Source organism: Gilliamella sp. Imp1-1 (assembly GCF_001690415.1).
GTDB classification, from domain to species: Bacteria; Pseudomonadota; Gammaproteobacteria; order Enterobacterales; family Orbaceae; genus Gilliamella; species Gilliamella bombi.
In genome coordinates, this window is the sequence record NZ_LZHK01000006.1 from 1 (window position 1) to 19289 (window position 19289).

At 35.7% G+C, this 19289-nt stretch carries 21 protein-coding genes; 13 read left to right on the forward strand and 8 right to left on the reverse strand.

What is annotated here, in order from left to right:
• The coding region (locus tag A9G38_RS12675) for a helix-turn-helix domain-containing protein (protein ID WP_141671666.1) at window positions 1-128 on the reverse strand (128 nt) is incomplete at its 3' end.
• Between the two features lie 1019 nt (window positions 129-1147).
• On the opposite strand from A9G38_RS12675, the gene A9G38_RS00775 reads away from it, so the two are divergent.
• Window positions 1148-2239, forward strand: a complete 1092-nt coding sequence (locus A9G38_RS00775) for a hypothetical protein (protein ID WP_141671667.1) — start codon at window positions 1148-1150, stop codon at window positions 2237-2239.
• Between the two features lie 338 nt (window positions 2240-2577).
• Complete coding sequence (locus tag A9G38_RS00780) at window positions 2578-2904, forward strand: Grx4 family monothiol glutaredoxin (protein ID WP_034914241.1); 327 nt, start codon at window positions 2578-2580, stop codon at window positions 2902-2904.
• Window positions 2905-2988: 84 nt separating this feature from the next.
• Here A9G38_RS00780 and rnt read toward each other — a convergent pair whose 3' ends face one another.
• On the reverse strand, window positions 2989-3675 hold the full coding sequence (rnt, locus tag A9G38_RS00785; protein WP_202961578.1) for a ribonuclease T: 687 nt from the start codon (window positions 3673-3675) through the stop codon (window positions 2989-2991).
• Window positions 3676-3896: 221 nt separating this feature from the next.
• On the opposite strand from rnt, the gene A9G38_RS00790 reads away from it, so the two are divergent.
• The 7 genes from A9G38_RS00790 (at window position 3897) to cysZ (ending at window position 10686) form a co-directional block, all read left to right on the forward strand.
• Window positions 3897-4655 (forward strand): Nif3-like dinuclear metal center hexameric protein, encoded by a 759-nt coding sequence (locus A9G38_RS00790; protein WP_034914199.1) that lies wholly within the window; start codon window positions 3897-3899, stop codon window positions 4653-4655.
• A 95-nt stretch (window positions 4656-4750) separates the two neighbouring features.
• Window positions 4751-5629 (forward strand): 4-hydroxy-tetrahydrodipicolinate synthase, encoded by an 879-nt coding sequence (gene dapA / locus A9G38_RS00795; RefSeq protein ID WP_034914204.1) that lies wholly within the window; start codon window positions 4751-4753, stop codon window positions 5627-5629.
• A gap of 30 nt (window positions 5630-5659) precedes the next feature.
• Complete coding sequence (gene bamC / locus A9G38_RS00800; RefSeq protein ID WP_034914207.1) at window positions 5660-6427, forward strand: outer membrane protein assembly factor BamC; 768 nt, start codon at window positions 5660-5662, stop codon at window positions 6425-6427.
• Between the two features lie 65 nt (window positions 6428-6492).
• A complete protein-coding gene (gene purC / locus A9G38_RS00805) occupies window positions 6493-7203 on the forward strand; it encodes a phosphoribosylaminoimidazolesuccinocarboxamide synthase (RefSeq protein ID WP_034914211.1) in 711 nt (236 codons plus the stop codon).
• Window positions 7203-7658: a DUF441 domain-containing protein gene (locus tag A9G38_RS00810; protein WP_034914215.1), complete on the forward strand. Its 456-nt coding sequence runs from the start codon at window positions 7203-7205 to the stop codon at window positions 7656-7658. Before purC ends, A9G38_RS00810 begins: the two co-directional genes overlap by 1 nt.
• Window positions 7659-7661: 3 nt before the next feature.
• Window positions 7662-9680 carry a tRNA(Met) cytidine acetyltransferase TmcA gene (locus A9G38_RS00815; RefSeq protein ID WP_080702368.1) on the forward strand — a complete coding sequence of 673 codons (2019 nt, stop codon included), beginning with the start codon at window positions 7662-7664 and terminating at the stop codon, window positions 9678-9680.
• 175 nt (window positions 9681-9855) lie between these two features.
• Window positions 9856-10686 carry a sulfate transporter CysZ gene (cysZ, locus tag A9G38_RS00820; protein WP_080702369.1) on the forward strand — a complete coding sequence of 277 codons (831 nt, stop codon included), beginning with the start codon at window positions 9856-9858 and terminating at the stop codon, window positions 10684-10686.
• An 8-nt stretch (window positions 10687-10694) separates the two neighbouring features.
• Here the strand turns inward: cysZ and A9G38_RS00825 are convergent, their stop codons facing one another.
• The 5 genes from A9G38_RS00825 to pdxS all read right to left on the reverse strand — a co-directional run bounded on the left by A9G38_RS00825 (window position 10695) and on the right by pdxS (window position 14675).
• Complete coding sequence (locus A9G38_RS00825) at window positions 10695-10883, reverse strand: YpfN family protein (protein ID WP_034914219.1); 189 nt, start codon at window positions 10881-10883, stop codon at window positions 10695-10697.
• Window positions 10884-10954: 71 nt separating this feature from the next.
• The gene (dapE, locus tag A9G38_RS00830; RefSeq protein WP_034914222.1) at window positions 10955-12094 is read right to left on the reverse strand and encodes a succinyl-diaminopimelate desuccinylase; all 1140 of its coding nucleotides are present in this window, start codon (window positions 12092-12094) and stop codon (window positions 10955-10957) included.
• A gap of 15 nt (window positions 12095-12109) precedes the next feature.
• A complete protein-coding gene (locus A9G38_RS00835; protein WP_034914226.1) occupies window positions 12110-12466 on the reverse strand; it encodes an ArsC family reductase in 357 nt (118 codons plus the stop codon).
• A 722-nt stretch (window positions 12467-13188) separates the two neighbouring features.
• Window positions 13189-13788, reverse strand: coding sequence for a pyridoxal 5'-phosphate synthase glutaminase subunit PdxT (gene pdxT, locus A9G38_RS00840; RefSeq protein WP_051634287.1), 600 nt, complete (start codon window positions 13786-13788; stop codon window positions 13189-13191).
• Entirely contained in the window at window positions 13788-14675 is an 888-nt protein-coding gene (gene pdxS / locus A9G38_RS00845; protein WP_034914230.1) for a pyridoxal 5'-phosphate synthase lyase subunit PdxS, read from the reverse strand. Before pdxS ends, pdxT begins: the two co-directional genes overlap by 1 nt.
• Window positions 14676-14878: 203 nt before the next feature.
• Between pdxS and A9G38_RS00850 the strand changes: the two genes are divergently transcribed.
• From A9G38_RS00850 to A9G38_RS00860, 3 genes are all read left to right on the forward strand, one after another.
• Complete coding sequence (locus A9G38_RS00850; RefSeq protein WP_051634288.1) at window positions 14879-16288, forward strand: aminotransferase-like domain-containing protein; 1410 nt, start codon at window positions 14879-14881, stop codon at window positions 16286-16288.
• Between the two features lie 492 nt (window positions 16289-16780).
• A complete protein-coding gene (locus A9G38_RS00855) occupies window positions 16781-17044 on the forward strand; it encodes a SemiSWEET family transporter (RefSeq protein ID WP_034914233.1) in 264 nt (87 codons plus the stop codon).
• Between the two features lie 414 nt (window positions 17045-17458).
• The gene (locus A9G38_RS00860; RefSeq protein WP_051634289.1) at window positions 17459-17827 is read left to right on the forward strand and encodes a DUF1161 domain-containing protein; all 369 of its coding nucleotides are present in this window, start codon (window positions 17459-17461) and stop codon (window positions 17825-17827) included.
• Window positions 17828-17881: 54 nt separating this feature from the next.
• Here the strand turns inward: A9G38_RS00860 and asnA are convergent, their stop codons facing one another.
• On the reverse strand, window positions 17882-18874 hold the full coding sequence (gene asnA, locus A9G38_RS00865; RefSeq protein WP_034914238.1) for an aspartate--ammonia ligase: 993 nt from the start codon (window positions 18872-18874) through the stop codon (window positions 17882-17884).
• Window positions 18875-19112: 238 nt separating this feature from the next.
• On the opposite strand from asnA, the gene A9G38_RS12680 reads away from it, so the two are divergent.
• The coding region (locus tag A9G38_RS12680; protein ID WP_141670989.1) for a helix-turn-helix domain-containing protein at window positions 19113-19289 on the forward strand (177 nt) is incomplete at its 3' end.

Sequence of the window (19289 nt, forward strand, 5' to 3'; positions counted from 1 at the left end):
TTTATCTCTCGACTTATTGTCGAAGGATGTCTATTGAGTAGCTGGGCTATCTCTTTTTTATTCTTTCCGGCTTGTAATAATACGAAAATCTGGTATCTTTCCTTCCTAGAAAGGTGATTATAATACATAGCAATCTCCAAACTGTGGTGGTGCGAAGGTGCTAGTATAAATCACCTTTCTACTTTCTTCACTCCACCGTGTTTAAAATTGCACTTCATGTTTGAATCCAGGAGTTATATATTTGTATTCCCTTTCGTCATTTATTTTTTTATTCTTCTTATTTTAAAAGCGATGAAATTTTTTACTACATTCATAACACAAAAAATTAATAATAAGTCCATAAATCACTAGTGATAATTGATTGCGGTTATTCACTTTATTTAGCTAATTGTAGGAATAATCGCATTATTACATTAAGTTAAAGAAAATAAAGTAGGTGCTTCTTTCAATTGAAAGGCATAAAATTTTGTATAATATAATTTTGCTAAAAACATAACATATGTGATAACAAGTTTGACTAGTCATTACTGTTTGTCTATATAAATCGATAATTATGGGAAAATATAACCATCTTTATCTGTTTTAATATAAGTTGTATCAGTTACCCATGTACTATTGAGTATTATTATGTCCTTTGCATTATGATGCAGACTCAATGTCTTTAAGTTTTTTGTTAATTTATCCTGCCTAGGTGTTAGTAAGTTTGCTGATAGAAAGATGAGCATCAGATAACGAATAATTTGCTGTTTGTTGTTTGAATTTGACACTCAAATTTCTGACTTAAGTATTTTCTCTTATGATTTTTATTTATATTTTTGAGGCAACTTCTGTCCAATTTGGGACGAGGAGAATATTATGGATAAAATGATTAAAGTGGAAGAAAGCATAAAAATTTACTAACTCAAACGTTATTACCTATATTAATAATCCCACAAAATCTAAATTATCATAAATATAACTTTATATTTTTATTGAAAATTTATTCCTATCTAAGGCTGAATTGTTTTCATCTTTACATTTCTTTACAAAAAATTCGCTAAAAAACTAGCCAACTATTTTTTAAATGGTTATACTTCTATCGTTATAGGAAAACATGCTTATTAAATAAGCTAATGATTATAAAAATATAAATAAAACAAATAATTACTTGACAGGCGAAATAAAATGCATTATTATTTTAGGTACAAGGCACTGGCAAACCTATGCCTTAAATTTATCAAATAATTTTATCCGACGAGTTTTTGCACGAAACTCATTTATATTTTCCAAATTATCTCTCAACTCATCATCGAAGTTGTTCCGAAAAATTTTGTTGGTGTTGGGGCTGTTATTATTGCCCTATTTATGGAGTTTAGAGGCATTGGCTAGCACAAGTGGTCGAGCGAATAATTATCGTAGTGATGCCATAATATTACCATCAGAACCATTACCAGATGAACCTTTTATACCAGCTATTAGTTATGTAAGGCCAAATAAGGATTGGGGTACAGATCAATATGCAGGCCCTATTGACGCATGGAATGTAAAAGAGGGATTTCCCATTCAATCAGATCCAAAATCTAATTTTCCAACCACAGGGGCTGATGGATTATTTTTTGATTTAGCGATAAAGGGAGTTGATCCAGATCAATTGACATGGACACCAGTCACGCATGATGGAATAACCGTCACCGTAAAAAAGACAATGACAAACGATAGATGGACTAAAGAAATGGTAACACGTGTTACTCTAAAGGGGCCAGAGGCTAGATTTCAATGGTATAATCCTTATCCGCGTCGAATTACTGTACCAAGGTTACCTTGGGAATTCGTATTAGTGGGGAGAGATAGAAGCGGTAATGAGATAGTAAGATATGCATTTGTATTACAAAAGTGGTTTGTTCACAGAGGAGATCAAGGAGCGTATTCTTTTGAGCAAGACGATTGGTGTAGGGGGTTAGGATATCGTATACCACAGGTAAAGGATCTGACTAATGCTGTGTGTTTTGGTTTGAATTCAGATAGGCGATGTAATGGAGCTGTCGGTGCTACGCCATCATCAACAGGTAATCATTATCAGCGCCGAATAGGGGCAGGATTTTTTGCGGAATGGGGGCTGTTGGCCGGTTACCGTGATACAAACTTCAACCGCTTCGGAGAGTACTGGACAGGTGATGATTCATTCGTTGTAAATGGAAATGGTAGCGTGATGGGTCTTTTTCCAAGTTTCTCCTCGTATGGAATTTGTACAACTCCTTAGCACTTAGTTCTTAATCCTAGAGTGATAGGTTAATTAAAGATAACGAATTAAAGTAAGCGCTTTCTGTGTAAGCAGGTGGCGCACGAACCGACAAAGAGGAGTCTTACAAAGGTAAATCCAGTAAAACCCACTTTTTCCAGCAAAAAAACGTCAGGGATTAGGTTGGTTTTATTATTTTTATTTTAATTGTTTTAAAAAAATAACGCCTCCATAATTTGCTCTAAAAATCCCCATTAAGTAGCTTGGTTATAAGATACCAGTAGGAACAAGCAAAATTGTACGTTAAAATAGCTCGCATTATTACAATAAATTACCAAGGAAATCGCATGACGACTGAAATGACAACACTCGACAAAATCAAAAAACAAATTGCCGATAACCCGATTATTTTATATATGAAAGGTTCGCCAAAATTGCCAAGCTGTGGTTTTTCGGCTCAGGCGGTGCAGGTTTTGTCGCAATGTGGTGAAGCGTTTGCTTACGTTGATATTTTACAAAACCCTGATATTCGTGCCGAATTACCTAAATTCGCTAATTGGCCAACGTTTCCACAATTATGGGTTGAAGGCGAATTAGTAGGTGGCTGTGATATTATGTTAGAGATGTTTCAAACAGGCGAACTGCAAACGCTTATTAAGCAAACTGCGGAAAAGTATAAATCCTAATTTAATGCAGTATGGTAAATTAAGCGCGCAAAATAGGCGCGCTTTTTTATTTTTGTAAATTAATACTGTTTACTTTTGAAATTGTTACTGTTCATATTGTTGTTTATTATCTAAATCTTTTTCGATTTTTGTATCTACATCAGAATCTGTAACTGCCAAAGGCCATCCTCCAAGTGATTTAAGTCGATTAACAATTTTACAAAAAAGTATTGCCGTTTTTTGTGTATCATATAGCGCACTGTGAGCTTGCTTATGATCGAATGTGATTTGCGCTGCTTGACAGGCTTTGGCGAGCACTGTTTGGCCAAAAACCAAACCACTGAGTGACGCAGTGTCAAAGGTAGCAAATGGGTGGAATGGGTTGCGTTTTATGCCTGTGCGTTCAGCAGCCGCCATTAAAAAACTATGATCAAAGTGTGCGTTATGAGCAACAATCACTGCTCGAGTACATTCACTAGCTTTTATGCCAGATCTAACCATTTTAAAAATTTCCTCTAAGGCATGCTTTTCGTTAACAGAACCACGAAGTGGATTATCAGGATCGATGCCATTAAAAGCAAGGGCTGATGGTTCTAAAATTGCACTGCTAAATGGTTCGACATTAAATTGTAAGGATTGATCAGGCTCTAACCAGCCATCAGAGGTCATTTTTAAAGTGATAGCGGCGATTTCTAAAATAGCGTTGAGTTTTGGATCGAATCCTGATGTTTCAATATCAATTACAACAGGATAGAACCCTCGAAAGCGTTCACATAATTTGGCGTTCGGCACGTTAATTTTTCTTATCTATCAAAAAAAGTGCTATTATGCCAGCTTTTAACTAGTTCGCCTAGTATTGGCTACAAGAGTTTGTATTCAATTTGTTAATCTTTGTAAAAAGCCAATACAGTAGTTTTATTCAAATTACATTAAACGAATGAGTAGGTGCGATTATTGGTTAAAGTGATTATAATCATCAATTATTATTAAACAATATTAAAACTGAGCGAATAATGCACAACTTTGAATTAGAACAAATTATTAATAACGAGCTACAAATTAGTTGTTATCGTGACTATGCGCCAAATGGATTGCAAGTGCAGGGGCGCAAGCAAGTGAATAAAATTGTTACAGGAGTGACTGCTTGCCAGTTATTGTTAGATAAGGCGGTTGAATTAAAAGCTGACGCAGTTCTGGTACATCATGGTTATTTTTGGAAGAGTGAACCACAAACCATTACAGGTATTAAATATCAAAGGATTAAAAAACTGTTAACTAACGATATTAATTTATATGGTTATCACTTGCCATTAGATGGTCATCCTGTTTTGGGCAACAATATTGAACTGGCTAACTTGTTGGGTATTTCAGTCGATAAACGCAATGACATTACCGATCTGCTTTTTACTGGTACATTAAACACGCCACTTACCGCTTTACAATTTAAACACCAACTTGAGCAAGTATTACACAATAACCAACAACAAGTACTATTTTGTGGAGATAATGCTCCGCAAGTTATTAATCGTATTGCATGGTGTAGTGGTGGAGGGCAAGATTATATTGAACAAGCAGCATTAATGGGAGTGGATGCTTTTTTTACTGGCGAAGTGTCTGAACGCACTATCCACATTGCACGTGAATATGGTATTAATTTTTATGCTGCTGGACACCATGCTACCGAACGTTACGGTATTAAAAAATTGGGTGAATGGTTAGCGAGCTGTTACGGTGTTGAGGTTATTTTTGTCGATATTGATAATCCTGTATAACAAAAGTTGAATTTAGTCTAGAAATATCGCATACTTATCCGCAGATTTTTATTCTTTACGTTGTGTTATAAACCAATTATGTGAGAGGTCATTTTATGTTTACAGGAAGTCTGGTCGCACTTGTTACTCCCATGGATACAAAAGGAAACGTTGACCACGTAAGCTTAAAAAAATTGGTCGAATATCATATTGCAAATGGAACATCGGGTATTGTTTCGGTTGGTACAACAGGCGAGTCAGCAACACTTGATCACCATGAGCATATTGATGTAATTAAAAGAACAATTGACTATGCTGATGGGCGCATTGCCATTATTGCTGGCACAGGCGCAAACGCAACGAAGGAGGCTATAGAATTAACCAGTAAGGTCGAAAATATTGGCGTCGTAGGCTGTTTAACGGTTGCACCTTATTATAATAAACCGACACAAGAAGGTATGTATCAGCACTTTAAAGCTATTGCCGAAAGTACGGAGTTGCCACAGATTTTATATAATGTACCAGGCCGTACGAGTAGTGATATCAAGCCTGAAACTGTTGGTCGGTTAGCTAAAATCAAAAATATTGTTGCATTAAAAGATGCAACAGGCGATCTTTCAAGAGTTTATCCTACTCGAAAATTGGTTGGACCTGATTTTAAATTATTGAGTGGTGATGATTCAACCTTTTTAGATTTTATGATTTTAGGTGGCGATGGCGTTATTTCTGTTACAGCTAATGTTGCAGCTAAGGCGGTTGCGACTGTGTGTAAGCTTGTGGCTAATAATCAAATTCAAGAAGCCCGCAATTTAAACGATACTTTAATGGCTTTGCATCACAATTTGTTCATTGAACCCAACCCAACACCAGCTAAGTGGGCTTGTGCAAGATTAGGTTTAACGCAAAATGCAACAATTAGATTACCAATGGTCTCATTGAGCACATCGTCAATTCCTGCGGTTGAACAAGCGTTAAAAGACGCGAATTTATTGTAATATAACCTTTAATTTTAAAAGCAGATATTTATGTTAAATAGCACATTAAACAGAACATTAAACTTAACCTTATTTAAAGGTAACGTCATTAAAAAAACAGCTGTTTTAACCGTTGTGACTTCTTTATTTCTTGTTGGCTGTGGTAGTGATCAAAATTATAAGCGTGAAGTTGAAGGTAATGAAGATTACCTTAAATCACCTACGTTAAAACCGTTAATTATTCCTGAAGGTGTTTCGGTGCCTGCGGAAAGTGGCGATTTTTATGTTGTTAAAACTGAGGTTAAAGGCGAATTAGGTAAAAAACTTGATATTAGGCCACCAATTTTACCGATCCCAACTATTCAAGATGCATTTGCGATTTATAATAACGGTTCGGTCACTTTTAATGTGCCATTAAGCAATAATGTCTGGGATCGTATTCCTAATAGTCTAAATAAAAAAAATATCTTTATCGCTAGCCGTGATAATAACAGCATTAAAACCAATAAAGCCTTTATGGTGCGTGCAGACGAAAATCGAGCCGTTGAAGCCACTTATTCAATGACACGAAACTTGGTTGGCGATACTGAAACAATCACCATTTCAATCACCTCATTAACCCGTGGTACTGAAGATTTAATTTCGCAACCAATTGAAGTGCAACGCTATGTTGTAAGTTTATTCAATGACATAATGGATGATGTTGCACCTGATTCAGTTCGGGCTGTACCACGAAAAGCACAAGATAAAGAGGCTGAAAAAGAAAATACCGAAGGTAAAAAAACAGCAACAGCCGTAAGCGGTGCAAATCAAGAGTAAGTTTGGAATTTAAGGAGCGAATAGCTCCTTAATTATTTATTGGCAATTGATATAAGGTTATAAACATGAAAAAGTTGGCTGAGCTTTATCGTGGTAAAGCTAAAACAGTATATACCACCGAAAACTCTGATTTATTAATTCTTGAGTTTCGTAATGATACATCGGCGTTTGACGGATTGCGTATTGAACAGTTAGATCGTAAAGGAATGGTTAATAATAAATTTAACTATTTTATTATGAGCAAATTGCGTGAAGCTGGCATTCCAACTCAAGTTGAAGCCTTATTATCTGACAATGAAGTGCTAGTTAAAAAGTTGCAAATGGTACCTGTTGAGTGTGTGGTACGTAATCGAGCCGCGGGTTCTTTAGTTAAACGTTTAGGGGTTGAAGAAGGTAAAGTTTTAAATCCTCCTACGTTTGAATTATTTCTAAAAAACGATGCATTGCATGATCCAATGGTTAATGAATCACACTGCAAGGCTTTCGGTTGGGCTAGCGATGATCAACTTGCTAGAATGAAAGAACTTAGCTTTAAAATTAACACGATTTTGACTGATTTGTTTGATAAAGCAGGACTAATATTGGTTGATTACAAACTCGAATTTGGATTATTTAAAGGCGAAATCACTTTGGGTGATGAGTTTTCTCCTGATGGTTGTCGTTTGTGGGAAAAAGAGACAATGAAAAAAATGGACAAAGATCGCTTTCGCCAAGGTTTGGGCGGTGTGATTGAAGCCTATGAAGAAGTAGCAAAACGAATTGGTGTTCCTTTGTAATGTTTGCACAGTTTGATATCTCTTTTTTTCTACTTTTGGGGTTAGCGGCACTGTGTTATTTAACACATAATAACACCGTGACATTTGCAGTGCTGTTATTGTTACTGTTTAAATTAACTCCGCTTGCCACTTATTTTCCGTTTTTAAATCAATATGGCTTAACAATTGGTATTGTTATTTTAACTTCCGCAATGATGGTGCCTTTAGCTGATGGCTCGTTAAAAATAGGCGATATTGCTAAATCATTTACCACTTGGCAATCTATATTAGCTATTTTTGTTGGAATTTTAGTATCGTGGCTTGGTACCCGAGGTATATCTCTCATTGGTGCACACCCCACGATTATTAATGGCTTAATTATTGGTACGCTAATTGGTGTGGCTTTTTTCAAAGGTATTCCTGTTGGTCCTCTGATTGCTGCAGGTATTTTGTCGTTGTTAATTGGAAAAAGTTAACCTATGCACAAGTATCCCAACAGCACAAGAACGCTATGGGTGTTACAGGGTGAAGCCACACAGTTATTCGAGCAACTTAGCCAGACTATTTGTCATTACTCAGGTGATTGGTTAACGGTTACATCTCACTCCGAACTTTCTAGTTATTTACCCAATACATTAATTTCTGATGTAATACCGCCCAATCAAACTAAACAGTTGTTAGGGCAGCAGTATCGACATGCTATTTTTGATGCAACGGTAGGATTTAATCTTGATGCCTTTGCTATGCTTGTTGGCACGTTAGTTAAAGGTAGTATATTGGTTTTATTATTGCCTAAAAATCTGTCTACTTGGCATGATCAAGATAGCTTACGTTGGAACGAAAGCCAAATGCCCATTAATGTGCCTAATTTCGTTGCACATTTAATACAGACTTTAACTGAATTTGGTTTATCAATTTATCCTAAAATTTCATCAAAACAGGTTATATCCTCCAAGATATCCCTGCCTGAAGTTATTATTGATAACGTTTGTGATTTAGCCGAGCAACAAGCAACTTTAAAACAATTATTAAATAGCACTAAGCCTATTAACGTATTAGTCGCTAAACGTGGACGCGGTAAATCGGCACTAGCTGGGTTATTTAGCCATTACCAACGTTGTATTGTGACAGCACCAAATAAATCAGCACTGACCACCTTTTTTGCTTTTGCTAAGCCCGATACCCCATTTTTTGCCCCAGATGAATTAATTGCTCAATCATGTATTACTGTTGCCGATTATTTAATTATTGATGAAGCTGCCATTATCCCACTTCCCATGCTGGAAAAATTGTTAAAACTAGCTAAAGCAAATAACACTCGAGTATTATTAACAACGACTGCTGATGGGTATGAGGGTACAGGACAGGGCTTTTTGTTGAAATTGTTATCAAATAAAGCATATCAATATTTTGAGCTATTTAGCCCCATCCGCTGGCAGGCAGGCGATATGCTAGAGCAATTTAGTGATCGATTGTTACTTAATGGTTTATTAACAAAAAGCGATTATTTTGATGTAAGCTCATCATCAATCCAAAATTCAAAAGTTGAACGTAATAATGTTGATATATTAAGATCGATATTTTATTTATTGAAAATAGCACATTACCAAACTACGTTAGTTGATTTAAGACGCTTGTTTGATGCGCAAAATTTGACAATTTGGCAAGCAACAGCTAACCATAATCAAATAGCTGCCGCACTCACTGTTGTTGAAGGTAACTTGCCAGATAGTTTAATAACCGAAGTGTGGCAAGGTACACGTCGACCAAAAGGTAATTTGGTCGCACAGTCGTTAGTCGCCCATGCAGGTGAGCAGCAGGCGGCTAAATTGCGCTCAATTCGGATTAATCGTATTGCGGTTATTAGTGCCTATCGGCGACAAAATATAGCAAGGCAACTTGTGCAAACTATCTTTAAAGATGCCAAAGCTCAGAATATCGACTTTTTATCGGTTAGCTTTGCTTATACCCCGTCTAATTACCAATTCTGGATTGCTTGTGGGTTTGTTTTGGTGCATGTCAGTAGTCATAAACAGGCAAATAGTGGTAGTTATTCAGTTATGGCGCTAAGGCCATTAACCGATTCAGGGCGAAATCTAACCATTAAATTAAAACAAAAATTACAGCGTAATGTTTATTGGCTCAAAGATATTATTGATTTACCATTTACTGAGATGATTGAGAGTAAAGATAAGTCACAATTAACACAAGATTTAGACGCCTACGATTTTGATGAACTAAATGGGTTTGCTTACTATCATCGACCGTTTGAAGCCACTTATGCCACACTGTGTCGATTAGTTCGCTATAATCAAACGCATCAACAATCGCAACCACAGCAACAACTAACATTGCCTGTGTTATCAGCACTAATAAAAAGCAAAAACAACCAATCTTTGCTCATTAGTTCATATCAACTTGCAGGAAAAAATGCATTAATGCAAACCATCAAGCAAGAGATCAAAACATGGTTAGCAATTCAAGTTAGCGATTCATAGTTAGTAAATAATGGCAATAATGTGCTTTTTGACGAAAAAACCAATAATAAAGATAGCTGATTATCATTGCAGGTTACCAAGGGCTATGTTTACAATAGTTATTATGTTTAAGTTCAACTTAATTTTTACCTAACTAGTTTTAACATAATTCGTTTTAATTAAAAAGGAATCGAATGTGACGCAAAATAAATTAGAAAACCAAGCACAACATCGCCATTCAAAAAAACAAACTCAAAATCCAAAAAATCAACCCACGACAGGTATTGAGTATTTTTTTAAAGGTTGGTCATTGGCGTTTAGTCCAGGTATTAAGCGATTTGTTTTTTTACCATTAATTGCCAATGTTGTGATTATGTCAGCATTATTTTATTGGTTCTTTACGGCTATCTCGGGCATGGTTGATTGGGGAGTGTCGTATATGCCAAGTTGGTTACATTGGCTTGGATATATTATTGTTTTTATTGTTATTTTAGCATTGGTTGTTTTGTTTTGTTATTTCTTTAGTACGGTAACCAATATCATAGCAGCTCCGTTTAATGGCTTGTTAGCTGAACAGGTTGAAGCACAGTTAACGGAGAACCCCTCAGCAGATATGTCGTGGATAAGTCTTATTAAGGATCTTCCTCGTATTTTTAAACGTGAACTACAAAAACTACTTAACTATTTATTATGGGCAATTCCGATACTGCTAACTTATTTTATTCCTGTTATTGGGCAATCAGTAACGCCAGTGGTTTGGTTTTTATTTACCGCTTGGCAAATTAATATCCAATATGCTGATTATGCCTTTGATAACCACAAAATTACTTTTCACCGTATGCGTGAATTACTCAAGCAAGATCGGGTAGATAACTTAACTTTTGGTATGATAGTCAGCTTTTTTACCATGGTGCCATTGCTTAATTTAATTATTATGCCTATTGCGGTATGTGGCGCAACGGCAATGTGGGTTGATCGCTACCGTCATCAAGCCTTATTTGACAGTAGTAGCCAAGACTTTCGTTAAGCAGAGAGTTATTTTTTCTTCGCCGAATTTGTTGATGACCAATCGTCGTCATCATCTTGATAAGGGATAGGTTTTATCCCTTTCTTTTTTTCAAGATACGCTTTATAACTTAGTCGATTCAGCGCCTTAATGGTATTAATAAAAATCCCAATTAAAATAACCACAATTATCCACCAGTAATCTTTAAGCCACTCCATCGTACTTCCTCTTAGGTTAAAATCGCAATCGCCAAGTTATAGTTGCTAGGTCAACAACAATTGTGCCACAATTATACCAACAGTAATTTTTCCAATATGCGGTAATAAATTGCAGTTAAGGTAATTATATCTTTGCAGTTGGCGTTTTCGTTGACTTTGTGAATAGTCTTATTTAATACACCTAGTTCGATCACTTGACAGCCCATCTTAGCAATAAAGCGTCCATCTGAAGTACCGCCGCTGGTCGATAGCTTGGTATCAATGTTGGTAAATTCCTTAATAGCACTTGCAGCAGCGTTAGTTAAATCGCCTTGTGGTGTTAAAAAAGGATGTCCTGATAATCGCCAAGATAACGTATAGTTCAAATTATGTTTTTGTAAAATCTGCTCAACGCGCGCTTTAATTATCGTATCAGTTAATTCACTACTATAGCGAAAGTTAAATTGCACACTTAGATCACCTGGCACAACGTTTTCAGCACCTGTACCGCCATTAATATTGGCAATTTGCATAGTTGTTTGAGGAAAATACTGATTGCCTTTATCCCAAACTGTGCTAACCAATTCATTTAATGCAGGTGCAAAACGATGGACAGGGTTATCGGCAAGGTGAGGATAAGCCACATGACCTTGAATACCATGCACAATTAAATTAGCTGTTAGTGAACCACGGCGACCGTTTTTAATTTGATCGCCAAGTACAGCATCGCTTGACGGTTCGCCCACAATACAATAATCAACACGTTCTTGACGCTTCATTAGCAAATCGACAACCTTAACAGTGCCATCGGTTGCATCGGCCTCTTCGTCTGATGTAATTAAAAAAGCTACTCGCCCAGCGTGATTTGGATGTTGCTTAACAAAATCTTCAGCCGCACAAACCATGGCAGCAACGCCACTTTTCATGTCAGATGCACCACGTCCATAAAGCACGCCTTGTTCATCAATGGTTGGCGAAAAAGGAGGATAAAGCCATTTGCTTTCATCACCAGCTGGTACGACATCGGTATGTCCAGCAAACATTAAGGTTTTGCTGTTAGCCTTGCCATGATAAGCCCATAAATTTTTGGTCTTTCCAATATTAACTTCTTCAATAGTAAAACCGAGCGGTTTTAGCTGTTCAATAATCATTTTTTGACAATTTTTATCGTCAGGACTTATTGATTTTTCGGCGATGAGTGCTTGAGTCAGTGCAATAACAGGTTCAGTCATAGTGGTCTCGATTTTTTATTTAGATTGCAAAATAAATTGTGAATAAAGTTCCTCTGAAAAGCCCAACAATGCACGCTTTCCATCGATAAGTAAAGGGCGTTTTAAAATAGATGGATTGGCTAACATAATCTTTTTAGCTGTTTGAGTATTATTAACCTCAGCACGAACAGATTCATCTAACTTACGCCAAGTAGTACCCCGTGTATTGAGCAAGCTTTGCCAATCAATCAATTGTAAAAAAGCATCCAATAGCTCTTCTGAAAGCCCATCGGTTTTATAATTATGAAATTGATAGCTTACATGATGATCATCAAGCCAAGTAAAAGCTTTTTTCATCGTGTTGCAGTTTTTGATACCGTAGATGATATACATAGTAGGTGATCCAACATTGAAAATAATAGCAAAGATTATAACAGTTATCGGCTTGAAGCGGCAAACTAAAGCGATTTATTTGTATTAATTCATATTAATACTCATATTTAATCTTAGTTGTTAAAGCCAAATGGTTATTAGTGAAAGTTTGAAAATTTTAAATAATTTGGATGGTGAGTTAAGAAATGAATTTTTGAACAGATAATTTCACTCATTTTGAAAAGATCAAACTTGTGCTAACCCTTTTTTTTAATAATAAATAAAATAGAATAAAAACAACACACTAAAAAAGTTCTAAAAAAAGGGTTTTTAAAAGCAAAAATCCTATTTGTCTTTTGCGAAACAAGATTTATAGTATATCGGATTCTAGTTTACCGCCGAGTAGGCGGTTTAGAAATAACACTATTTCACCCGAACAACAACAGCAAAGTTTACCGCCGAGTAGGCGGTTTAGAAAATAATGATTAAACACTTAGTTAATACTGTTCCGTTTACCGCCGAGTAGGCGGTTTAGAAAAATATGTTTCTGAATGTCCCTCGCCTGGCTAGGCTTACCGCTGAGTAGGTGCCATATAAATTAAAAAAGCCCTCAGACGAGAGCAATAGATGTCTACTGACAGAATAGCTGGCTATGGTTATTAGCTGTGTTCAAAAATTTTATAGAACACTTAAGCTAGTCATTAATAATCCATTATCAATAACATAAAATAAATATTAATCAATTAATTACAACATTTTTCAACAAAGTAACGCATAATTCGATTATCGGCGGTTAGTTCGGGGTGAAATGAGCAAACCAAAATATTATCTTGCTGTGCCATCACACAATGATTATCAATAAAAGCTAGCTGATTGACTTGCTCACCGGCTTTGGCTATATAAGGCGCACGAATAAATACTGCTGGAATTTGCTCACCAATATTTGGTATCTCTAACATTGTTTCAAAGCTGTTAATTTGCCGACCAAAACCATTGCGTTCAACGCAAATATCCATCAAATCTAATAATTCGACCTCGTTATGAGTTGTCGTTTTGCCACAGAGCACTAGTCCAGCACAAGTACCTAAGATTCCTTTTCCTTGTTTGGCAAATTGTTGAATGGGCGTTAAAAGCCCATTTTGTTTAACTAATCGACTAATTGTGGTCGACTCTCCGCCGGGAATGATTAAACCATCTAAATTAGCTAATTGTTCGGGTTTCTGAACTAGTATTGATTGTACATTATCGATACTATTTAGCATCGAAATATGCTCACTAACTGCTCCTTGTAAGTTGAGCACACCAATGTACTTAACATTGCTTATTTTGGATGATTTTGCCATTACCAACCTCGATCTTGCATTCTTTCTGATTGAGCAAGTGTGCTGATTTCAATGCCTTTCATGGCTTCGCCTAATCCTTTTGATAATTCGGCTAATCGTGGATAATCATCAAAATAAGTAGTAGCTTGCACAATGGCTTTGGCAAACTTTTCTGGATTTTGAGATTTAAAAATGCCCGATCCAACAAAAACACCATCGGCACCCAATTGCATCATAAGTGCCGCATCGGCGGGGGTAGCAACGCCGCCAGCGGCAAAATTTACAACTGGTAACTTACCTAGTTGTTTTACTTGTAATACAAGCTCATAAGATGCGCCAATTTCTTTAGCAAAAGTCATTAGCTCATCTTTTGATTTTCCTGTGACCAAACGGATTTGCTCATTTACTTTACGCATATGGCGAACAGCTTCAACAATATTCCCTGTTCCTGGTTCGCCTTTGGTACGTAACATTGATGTTCCTTCACCAATTCGACGTAGTGCTTCACCTAAATCACGACAGCCACAAACAAAAGGCACGGTAAATTCATCTTTTAGAAGATGGTACTGTTCATCGGCTGGGGTTAGTACTTCGCTTTCGTCAATATAATCAACCCCCATTGATTCTAAAATACGTGCTTCAACAATGTGGCCAATACGTGCCTTAGCCATGACCGGTATACTAACTGCATTCATGACTTGTTCAACAATAGTAGGATCTGCCATTCGAGCGACACCACCAGCAGCTCGAATATCTGACGGTACTCTCTCTAAAGCCATTACCGCAACTGCACCAGCTTGTTCGGCAATTTTAGCTTGTTCAGCATTAACAACATCCATGATTACGCCACCTTTTTGCATTTGTGCCATACCACGTTTAACGGTCTGTGTTCCTGTAATTTGATTCATTTTTTACTCCTAGTTGAAAATTGGCCTTGTTTGAAAAGTATTATTCAAAAAGAAACAGTTAGACGAAACAGCCAATTGGACTATAATAAAACCATCCAATTTTAGGTTTATTGGTGTTACTATAAAAATCGTTCAGGTAGACTATTGATTTTATTTGATTTTTAATGTATTTTCTAAAAAAAACAAGTATTTAAAAATAAAATATGTGGCAAAAACAAAAACTAACTCAATTTGAAGGATCACTTTTTCAACAATTGACTCACTTAATTGAATATTATATTGAGCAAGGAATTTTGATTGCTGGCGAAAGGTTACCTTCAGAAAGGGATCTAGCCAAAATGTTACAGATTAACCGCTCAACTGTAGTACATGCATTGGAGCTGTTGACTGAACGAAACATACTAATTCGACGTCGAGGCAGTGGTACTTATGTCAATAATAAAAAATGGGGCGTACAAACTTATTCATCGATCAATTGGCGTTTACCTGCCCATTTTTATCGAGATAATAAATCATTTTATCAACAAAAAGTGGCACAAGTACGTGCGCAACAAGTGCATATTTGCGATCTGGCTAATGGTGATTTGCCAACCAATTTAATTCCCAAACTACAGCTACCTAATACCTCGTTAAATGAATTGATTATGCATGAAAAAAACAGCGATGCATTACAATTAGGTTTACCATCGCTTAAAGCTCAAATTGCAACTTACATGCAAACGCAGTTTTCTATGCAAGTTGATATTAACGAAATTTTAATTACATCCGGCACGCAACAGTCGTTATTTCTTATTACACAGGGTTTACTTAAGCCAGGTGATACAGTTGGAATTGAATCTCCTTCCTATTTTTACTCCTTACCTTTGTTTCAGGCTGCTGGATTACGTTTATATGGTATTGAATGTGATAATGAAGGTATTACTCTTGAAAGCCTAGCAAATTGCGTACAACAACATCAAATAAAATGGTTATTTTTGAATCCTATATTTCAAAACCCAATGGGCTTTGTTATGAGTAATAAACGAAAACAGGAAATTCTTGCATTTTGCCGTTCGCAATGTATTGGTATTGTTGAGGATGATGCCTATAGCAGTTTAGCGTTTAAACCTAATTTGCCAGTATTGCCCATAAAAAAATGGGATCAGCATAATCAAGTTATCTATTTAGGATCGCTATCAAAATATATAGGGGGAAATATCCGTATTGGGTGGATGGTAGCACCGCGTAATATTATCAAAAATCTGTCCAATATTCGGCAACACATTGATTCGGGGTTAAGTATATTGCCGCAATTATTAGCTCAAGAATATCTACAGCATCATCACACTGTCCATCAACAACAGCTACGGGAAACGTTACAAAGCAGAGCAGAGCAGTTAATGTATTGGTTGGATTGCTATTTCGGTGGTGAGATTACTTATCAACCTCCACTAGGTGGCTTTCATTTATATGCGCATTTACCTGTAAAAACGGTAGCGCAGGAATTAGCCTTACTTAACCAACTGTTATCAAAAGGTGTAACGGTATCGCAAGGGACTGACTTTGGTGATAACTTAGGGACAATTAGATTAAGTTATGGGCATTTTGAACAGCAAATAATCTCAAAAAAATGATAAAAATACTTGCTTTTTTAGATAAAATAAAATTAATTTTATGGTCGTTTAATATTTAATCTTTTCAATAAATACGTTAATAATCATGTTGTTACGTAGTTATCAACAGGTTTATTCAGTAGTTATTAAGTCATAAAGTGAATAAATATCTTAAGCCCCCTTTTTTAATTATCCGCAAATAAACCACACTCAAAAAAGCTCAATAGGCAATTGAGCAAAATATCACCTTTTAACCAATTATTGAAATTAGTTTTTTCTTGTTATTTGCTTTTGTAACGCAATGCTAACAAATGACAAATTTTTATAACATTATGAATAAATGTAAAATCACTTATAAATAACATTATGGCTTAATCAAAAATTGGCTAATTACTTACCTTTTTTTTATTTTACTTTACCATTGAACCAAATATGTTAGTTTACTGCCACTATTCTGAATCGTTATAATTACAAGCATCAGGTGAAAACCATAAACGATATTAGGAGACTATTTTGCATCTTTCATCTAAGGCTTTTCGTATTTTGGGTATTATCGCTACAGTGGCGTCATTAGGGATGTATGTTTCTTATATTCCACAAATCATCGATAATTTGCATGGATTGAAAACAAATCCAATTCAACCATTAGCCGCTTCCATTAACTGCTCGCTTTGGGTCTGTTATGGCCTGCTACAAGAAAAGAAAGATTGGCCACTAGCAATTGCTAATTCACCAGGCGTAATTTTTGGGTTAATTGCCTTTTTTACTGCTCTATAATTTATTAAGAGCATTATGTAACAGGTAATTAGTTGCGTTTAAATTATTGCTTTTGGGATAGCATTTTTGTTGTTGGAGTTGATAGTAAATTTCAACAAGAATTGCAAAAAAGATTTTTTTGTTATCAAATTAAATCGAAAATTGTACAGATTAATATTTAATCAGCTAAAAAAATATTTAATAATTAAAATGTTATTTAGTTATTAACAGGTTTGTTAAATACTTATCAAATTGTACAGTGAATAAATCAAGTTAATCGATTTACTTTAATATTATCGACAAAATGATAGTTTTTTGAAACTGGCAATTAAGCTAGCAGATTATTTTTAAGTACATCTTAAAAGAAGATAGACAGACTAATAGATAGTTTTATAATGCATCCAAAAATCAAATAACCGTCAAAAGGGAAAGAAAATGAAAAAATTAATCGGTGTATTTTTACTTAGTTTACCCATGTTGGCAGTAGCTTCAAATTGTGATGAAATTAGTGCTAATATTGCTGAAAAAATCAAAAATAACGGTGTTGAACCTTCACAATTTCAGTTAAAACTTGAACCATCTGATAAATCAGAACAACAAATCGAAGGTAAAATTGTTGGTTCATGCGATCGTGGTCAACAACGTATTGTTTATGTTCGTTTGGATGGTTTTGCAACGCAAACACAAACACAAACTCAGTCAGCTAATACAAAAGAGGAAACTGAGAACAGTAAAGCAAAACCATCAACAAACACCCCAACCGAATCAACACCAGCCGAAGGTAAATTACCCGTCAAAAATTAATTTGTAATTTTGCAGAAAAATAGGGCGTAATGCCCTATATTTGTATGTTTGTGACTAGAGCAAATGGCTGTAATTTGCTTTGACGTCTTCGTTCCATACGCTTGATTGTACTTGACCAATGTGTTTTTGTTGTAAAAGTAACATAACCAAACGCGATTGCCCAATTCCACCACCAATGGTTTGCAACAAATCACCATTAATTAATGCTTTATGCCAAGCAAGCTCTAAACGATCTTCGTCATTTGTTAGTTTTAATTGACGTTTTAATGTTTCAGGATTGACGCGAATCCCCATTGATGAAATTTCCAATGCTCTATGCAAAATTGGATTCCACACTAAAATATCGCCATTTAAGCCATTAGATCCTAAATCGTTTTCACTGCTCCAGTCATCATAATCAGGTGCACGAGCATCGTGCTTTTCATTATTTGATAATTTACCGCCAATACCAATTAAAAACACAGCCCCAAGTTCTTTAGTTATTGCGTTTTCACGCTCTTTTGGGGATAAATTTGGATAGCGTTTTAATAACTGCTCGCTATCGATAAAGGTAATAGATTCGGGTAAAAATTGTGAAAGATGATACTGCTGTGAAACGATTTTTTCGGTCGCTTTAATGGCTGCATAAATATTTTCGACCGTTTGTTTTAAATAAGTTAAATTGCGATCTTCTGGGCGAATTACTTTTTCCCAATCCCACTGATCAACATAAACTGAATGAATTGGCGAAAGTTGATCTTCGTCTGGGCGTAATGCTTTCATATTAGTGTAGATTCCTTCGCCAACTTCGAAATGGTGATCACTCAAAATTTTACGTTTCCATTTAGCTAGTGAATGTACCACTTCATATTGTGCATTAGGTATTGCTTTTACCTTAACTTGTACTGCGTGCTCGGTACCTGACAGATTATCTTGAATACCATCGCCAACTTTACTTAGTAACGGAGCTTGCACTTCGATCAGTGATAAACGCTCGGCAAGTTGATCAGCAAAAAATTGCTTAACAAAGCTAATTTGCTGTTGCTGCTCTTTAAATGATATCGTCATGTTTACGCTCTAATCATTTATTTAATTTTCAGTGTGCCAGTAAAGTAAACTAGATGAGTGAATTTTGCAAGATGAAGATAGAAAGCTAAAGCATTTACTTGTTTAAATTGAATAAACGCTTGATTTCATTAAAAACCTGGATTCAAACATGAAGTGCAATTTTAAACACGGTGGAGTGAAGAAAGTAGAAAGGTGATTTATACTAGCACCTTCGCACCACCACAGTTTGGAGATTGCTATGTATTATAATCACCTTTCTAGGAAGGAAAGATACCAGATTTTCGTATTATTACAAGCCGGAAAGAATAAAAAAGAGATAGCCCAGCTACTCAATAGACATCCTTCGACAATAAGTCGAGAGATAAAAAGAAACTCAAAACCTAATCAAGCCTATCAAGCACATGATGCGGTAACC

Coding starts and splice junctions, on each gene's coding strand:
- A9G38_RS00835 (WP_034914226.1), bottom strand. CDS start 12,466: ATGTATATCATCTACGGTATCAAAAACTGCAACACGATGAAAAAAGCT.
- asnA (WP_034914238.1), bottom strand. CDS start 18,874: ATGACGATATCATTTAAAGAGCAGCAACAGCAAATTAGCTTTGTTAAG.
- bamC (WP_034914207.1), top strand. CDS start 5,660: ATGTTAAATAGCACATTAAACAGAACATTAAACTTAACCTTATTTAAA.
- purC (WP_034914211.1), top strand. CDS start 6,493: ATGAAAAAGTTGGCTGAGCTTTATCGTGGTAAAGCTAAAACAGTATAT.
- A9G38_RS00850 (WP_051634288.1), top strand. CDS start 14,879: ATGTGGCAAAAACAAAAACTAACTCAATTTGAAGGATCACTTTTTCAA.
- A9G38_RS00780 (WP_034914241.1), top strand. CDS start 2,578: ATGACAACACTCGACAAAATCAAAAAACAAATTGCCGATAACCCGATT.
- A9G38_RS00790 (WP_034914199.1), top strand. CDS start 3,897: ATGCACAACTTTGAATTAGAACAAATTATTAATAACGAGCTACAAATT.
- A9G38_RS00810 (WP_034914215.1), top strand. CDS start 7,203: ATGTTTGCACAGTTTGATATCTCTTTTTTTCTACTTTTGGGGTTAGCG.
- A9G38_RS00825 (WP_034914219.1), bottom strand. CDS start 10,883: ATGGAGTGGCTTAAAGATTACTGGTGGATAATTGTGGTTATTTTAATT.
- pdxT (WP_051634287.1), bottom strand. CDS start 13,788: ATGGCAAAATCATCCAAAATAAGCAATGTTAAGTACATTGGTGTGCTC.
- A9G38_RS00860 (WP_051634289.1), top strand. CDS start 17,459: ATGAAAAAATTAATCGGTGTATTTTTACTTAGTTTACCCATGTTGGCA.
- pdxS (WP_034914230.1), bottom strand. CDS start 14,675: ATGAATCAAATTACAGGAACACAGACCGTTAAACGTGGTATGGCACAA.
- A9G38_RS00815 (WP_080702368.1), top strand. CDS start 7,662: ATGCACAAGTATCCCAACAGCACAAGAACGCTATGGGTGTTACAGGGT.
- dapA (WP_034914204.1), top strand. CDS start 4,751: ATGTTTACAGGAAGTCTGGTCGCACTTGTTACTCCCATGGATACAAAA.
- dapE (WP_034914222.1), bottom strand. CDS start 12,094: ATGACTGAACCTGTTATTGCACTGACTCAAGCACTCATCGCCGAAAAA.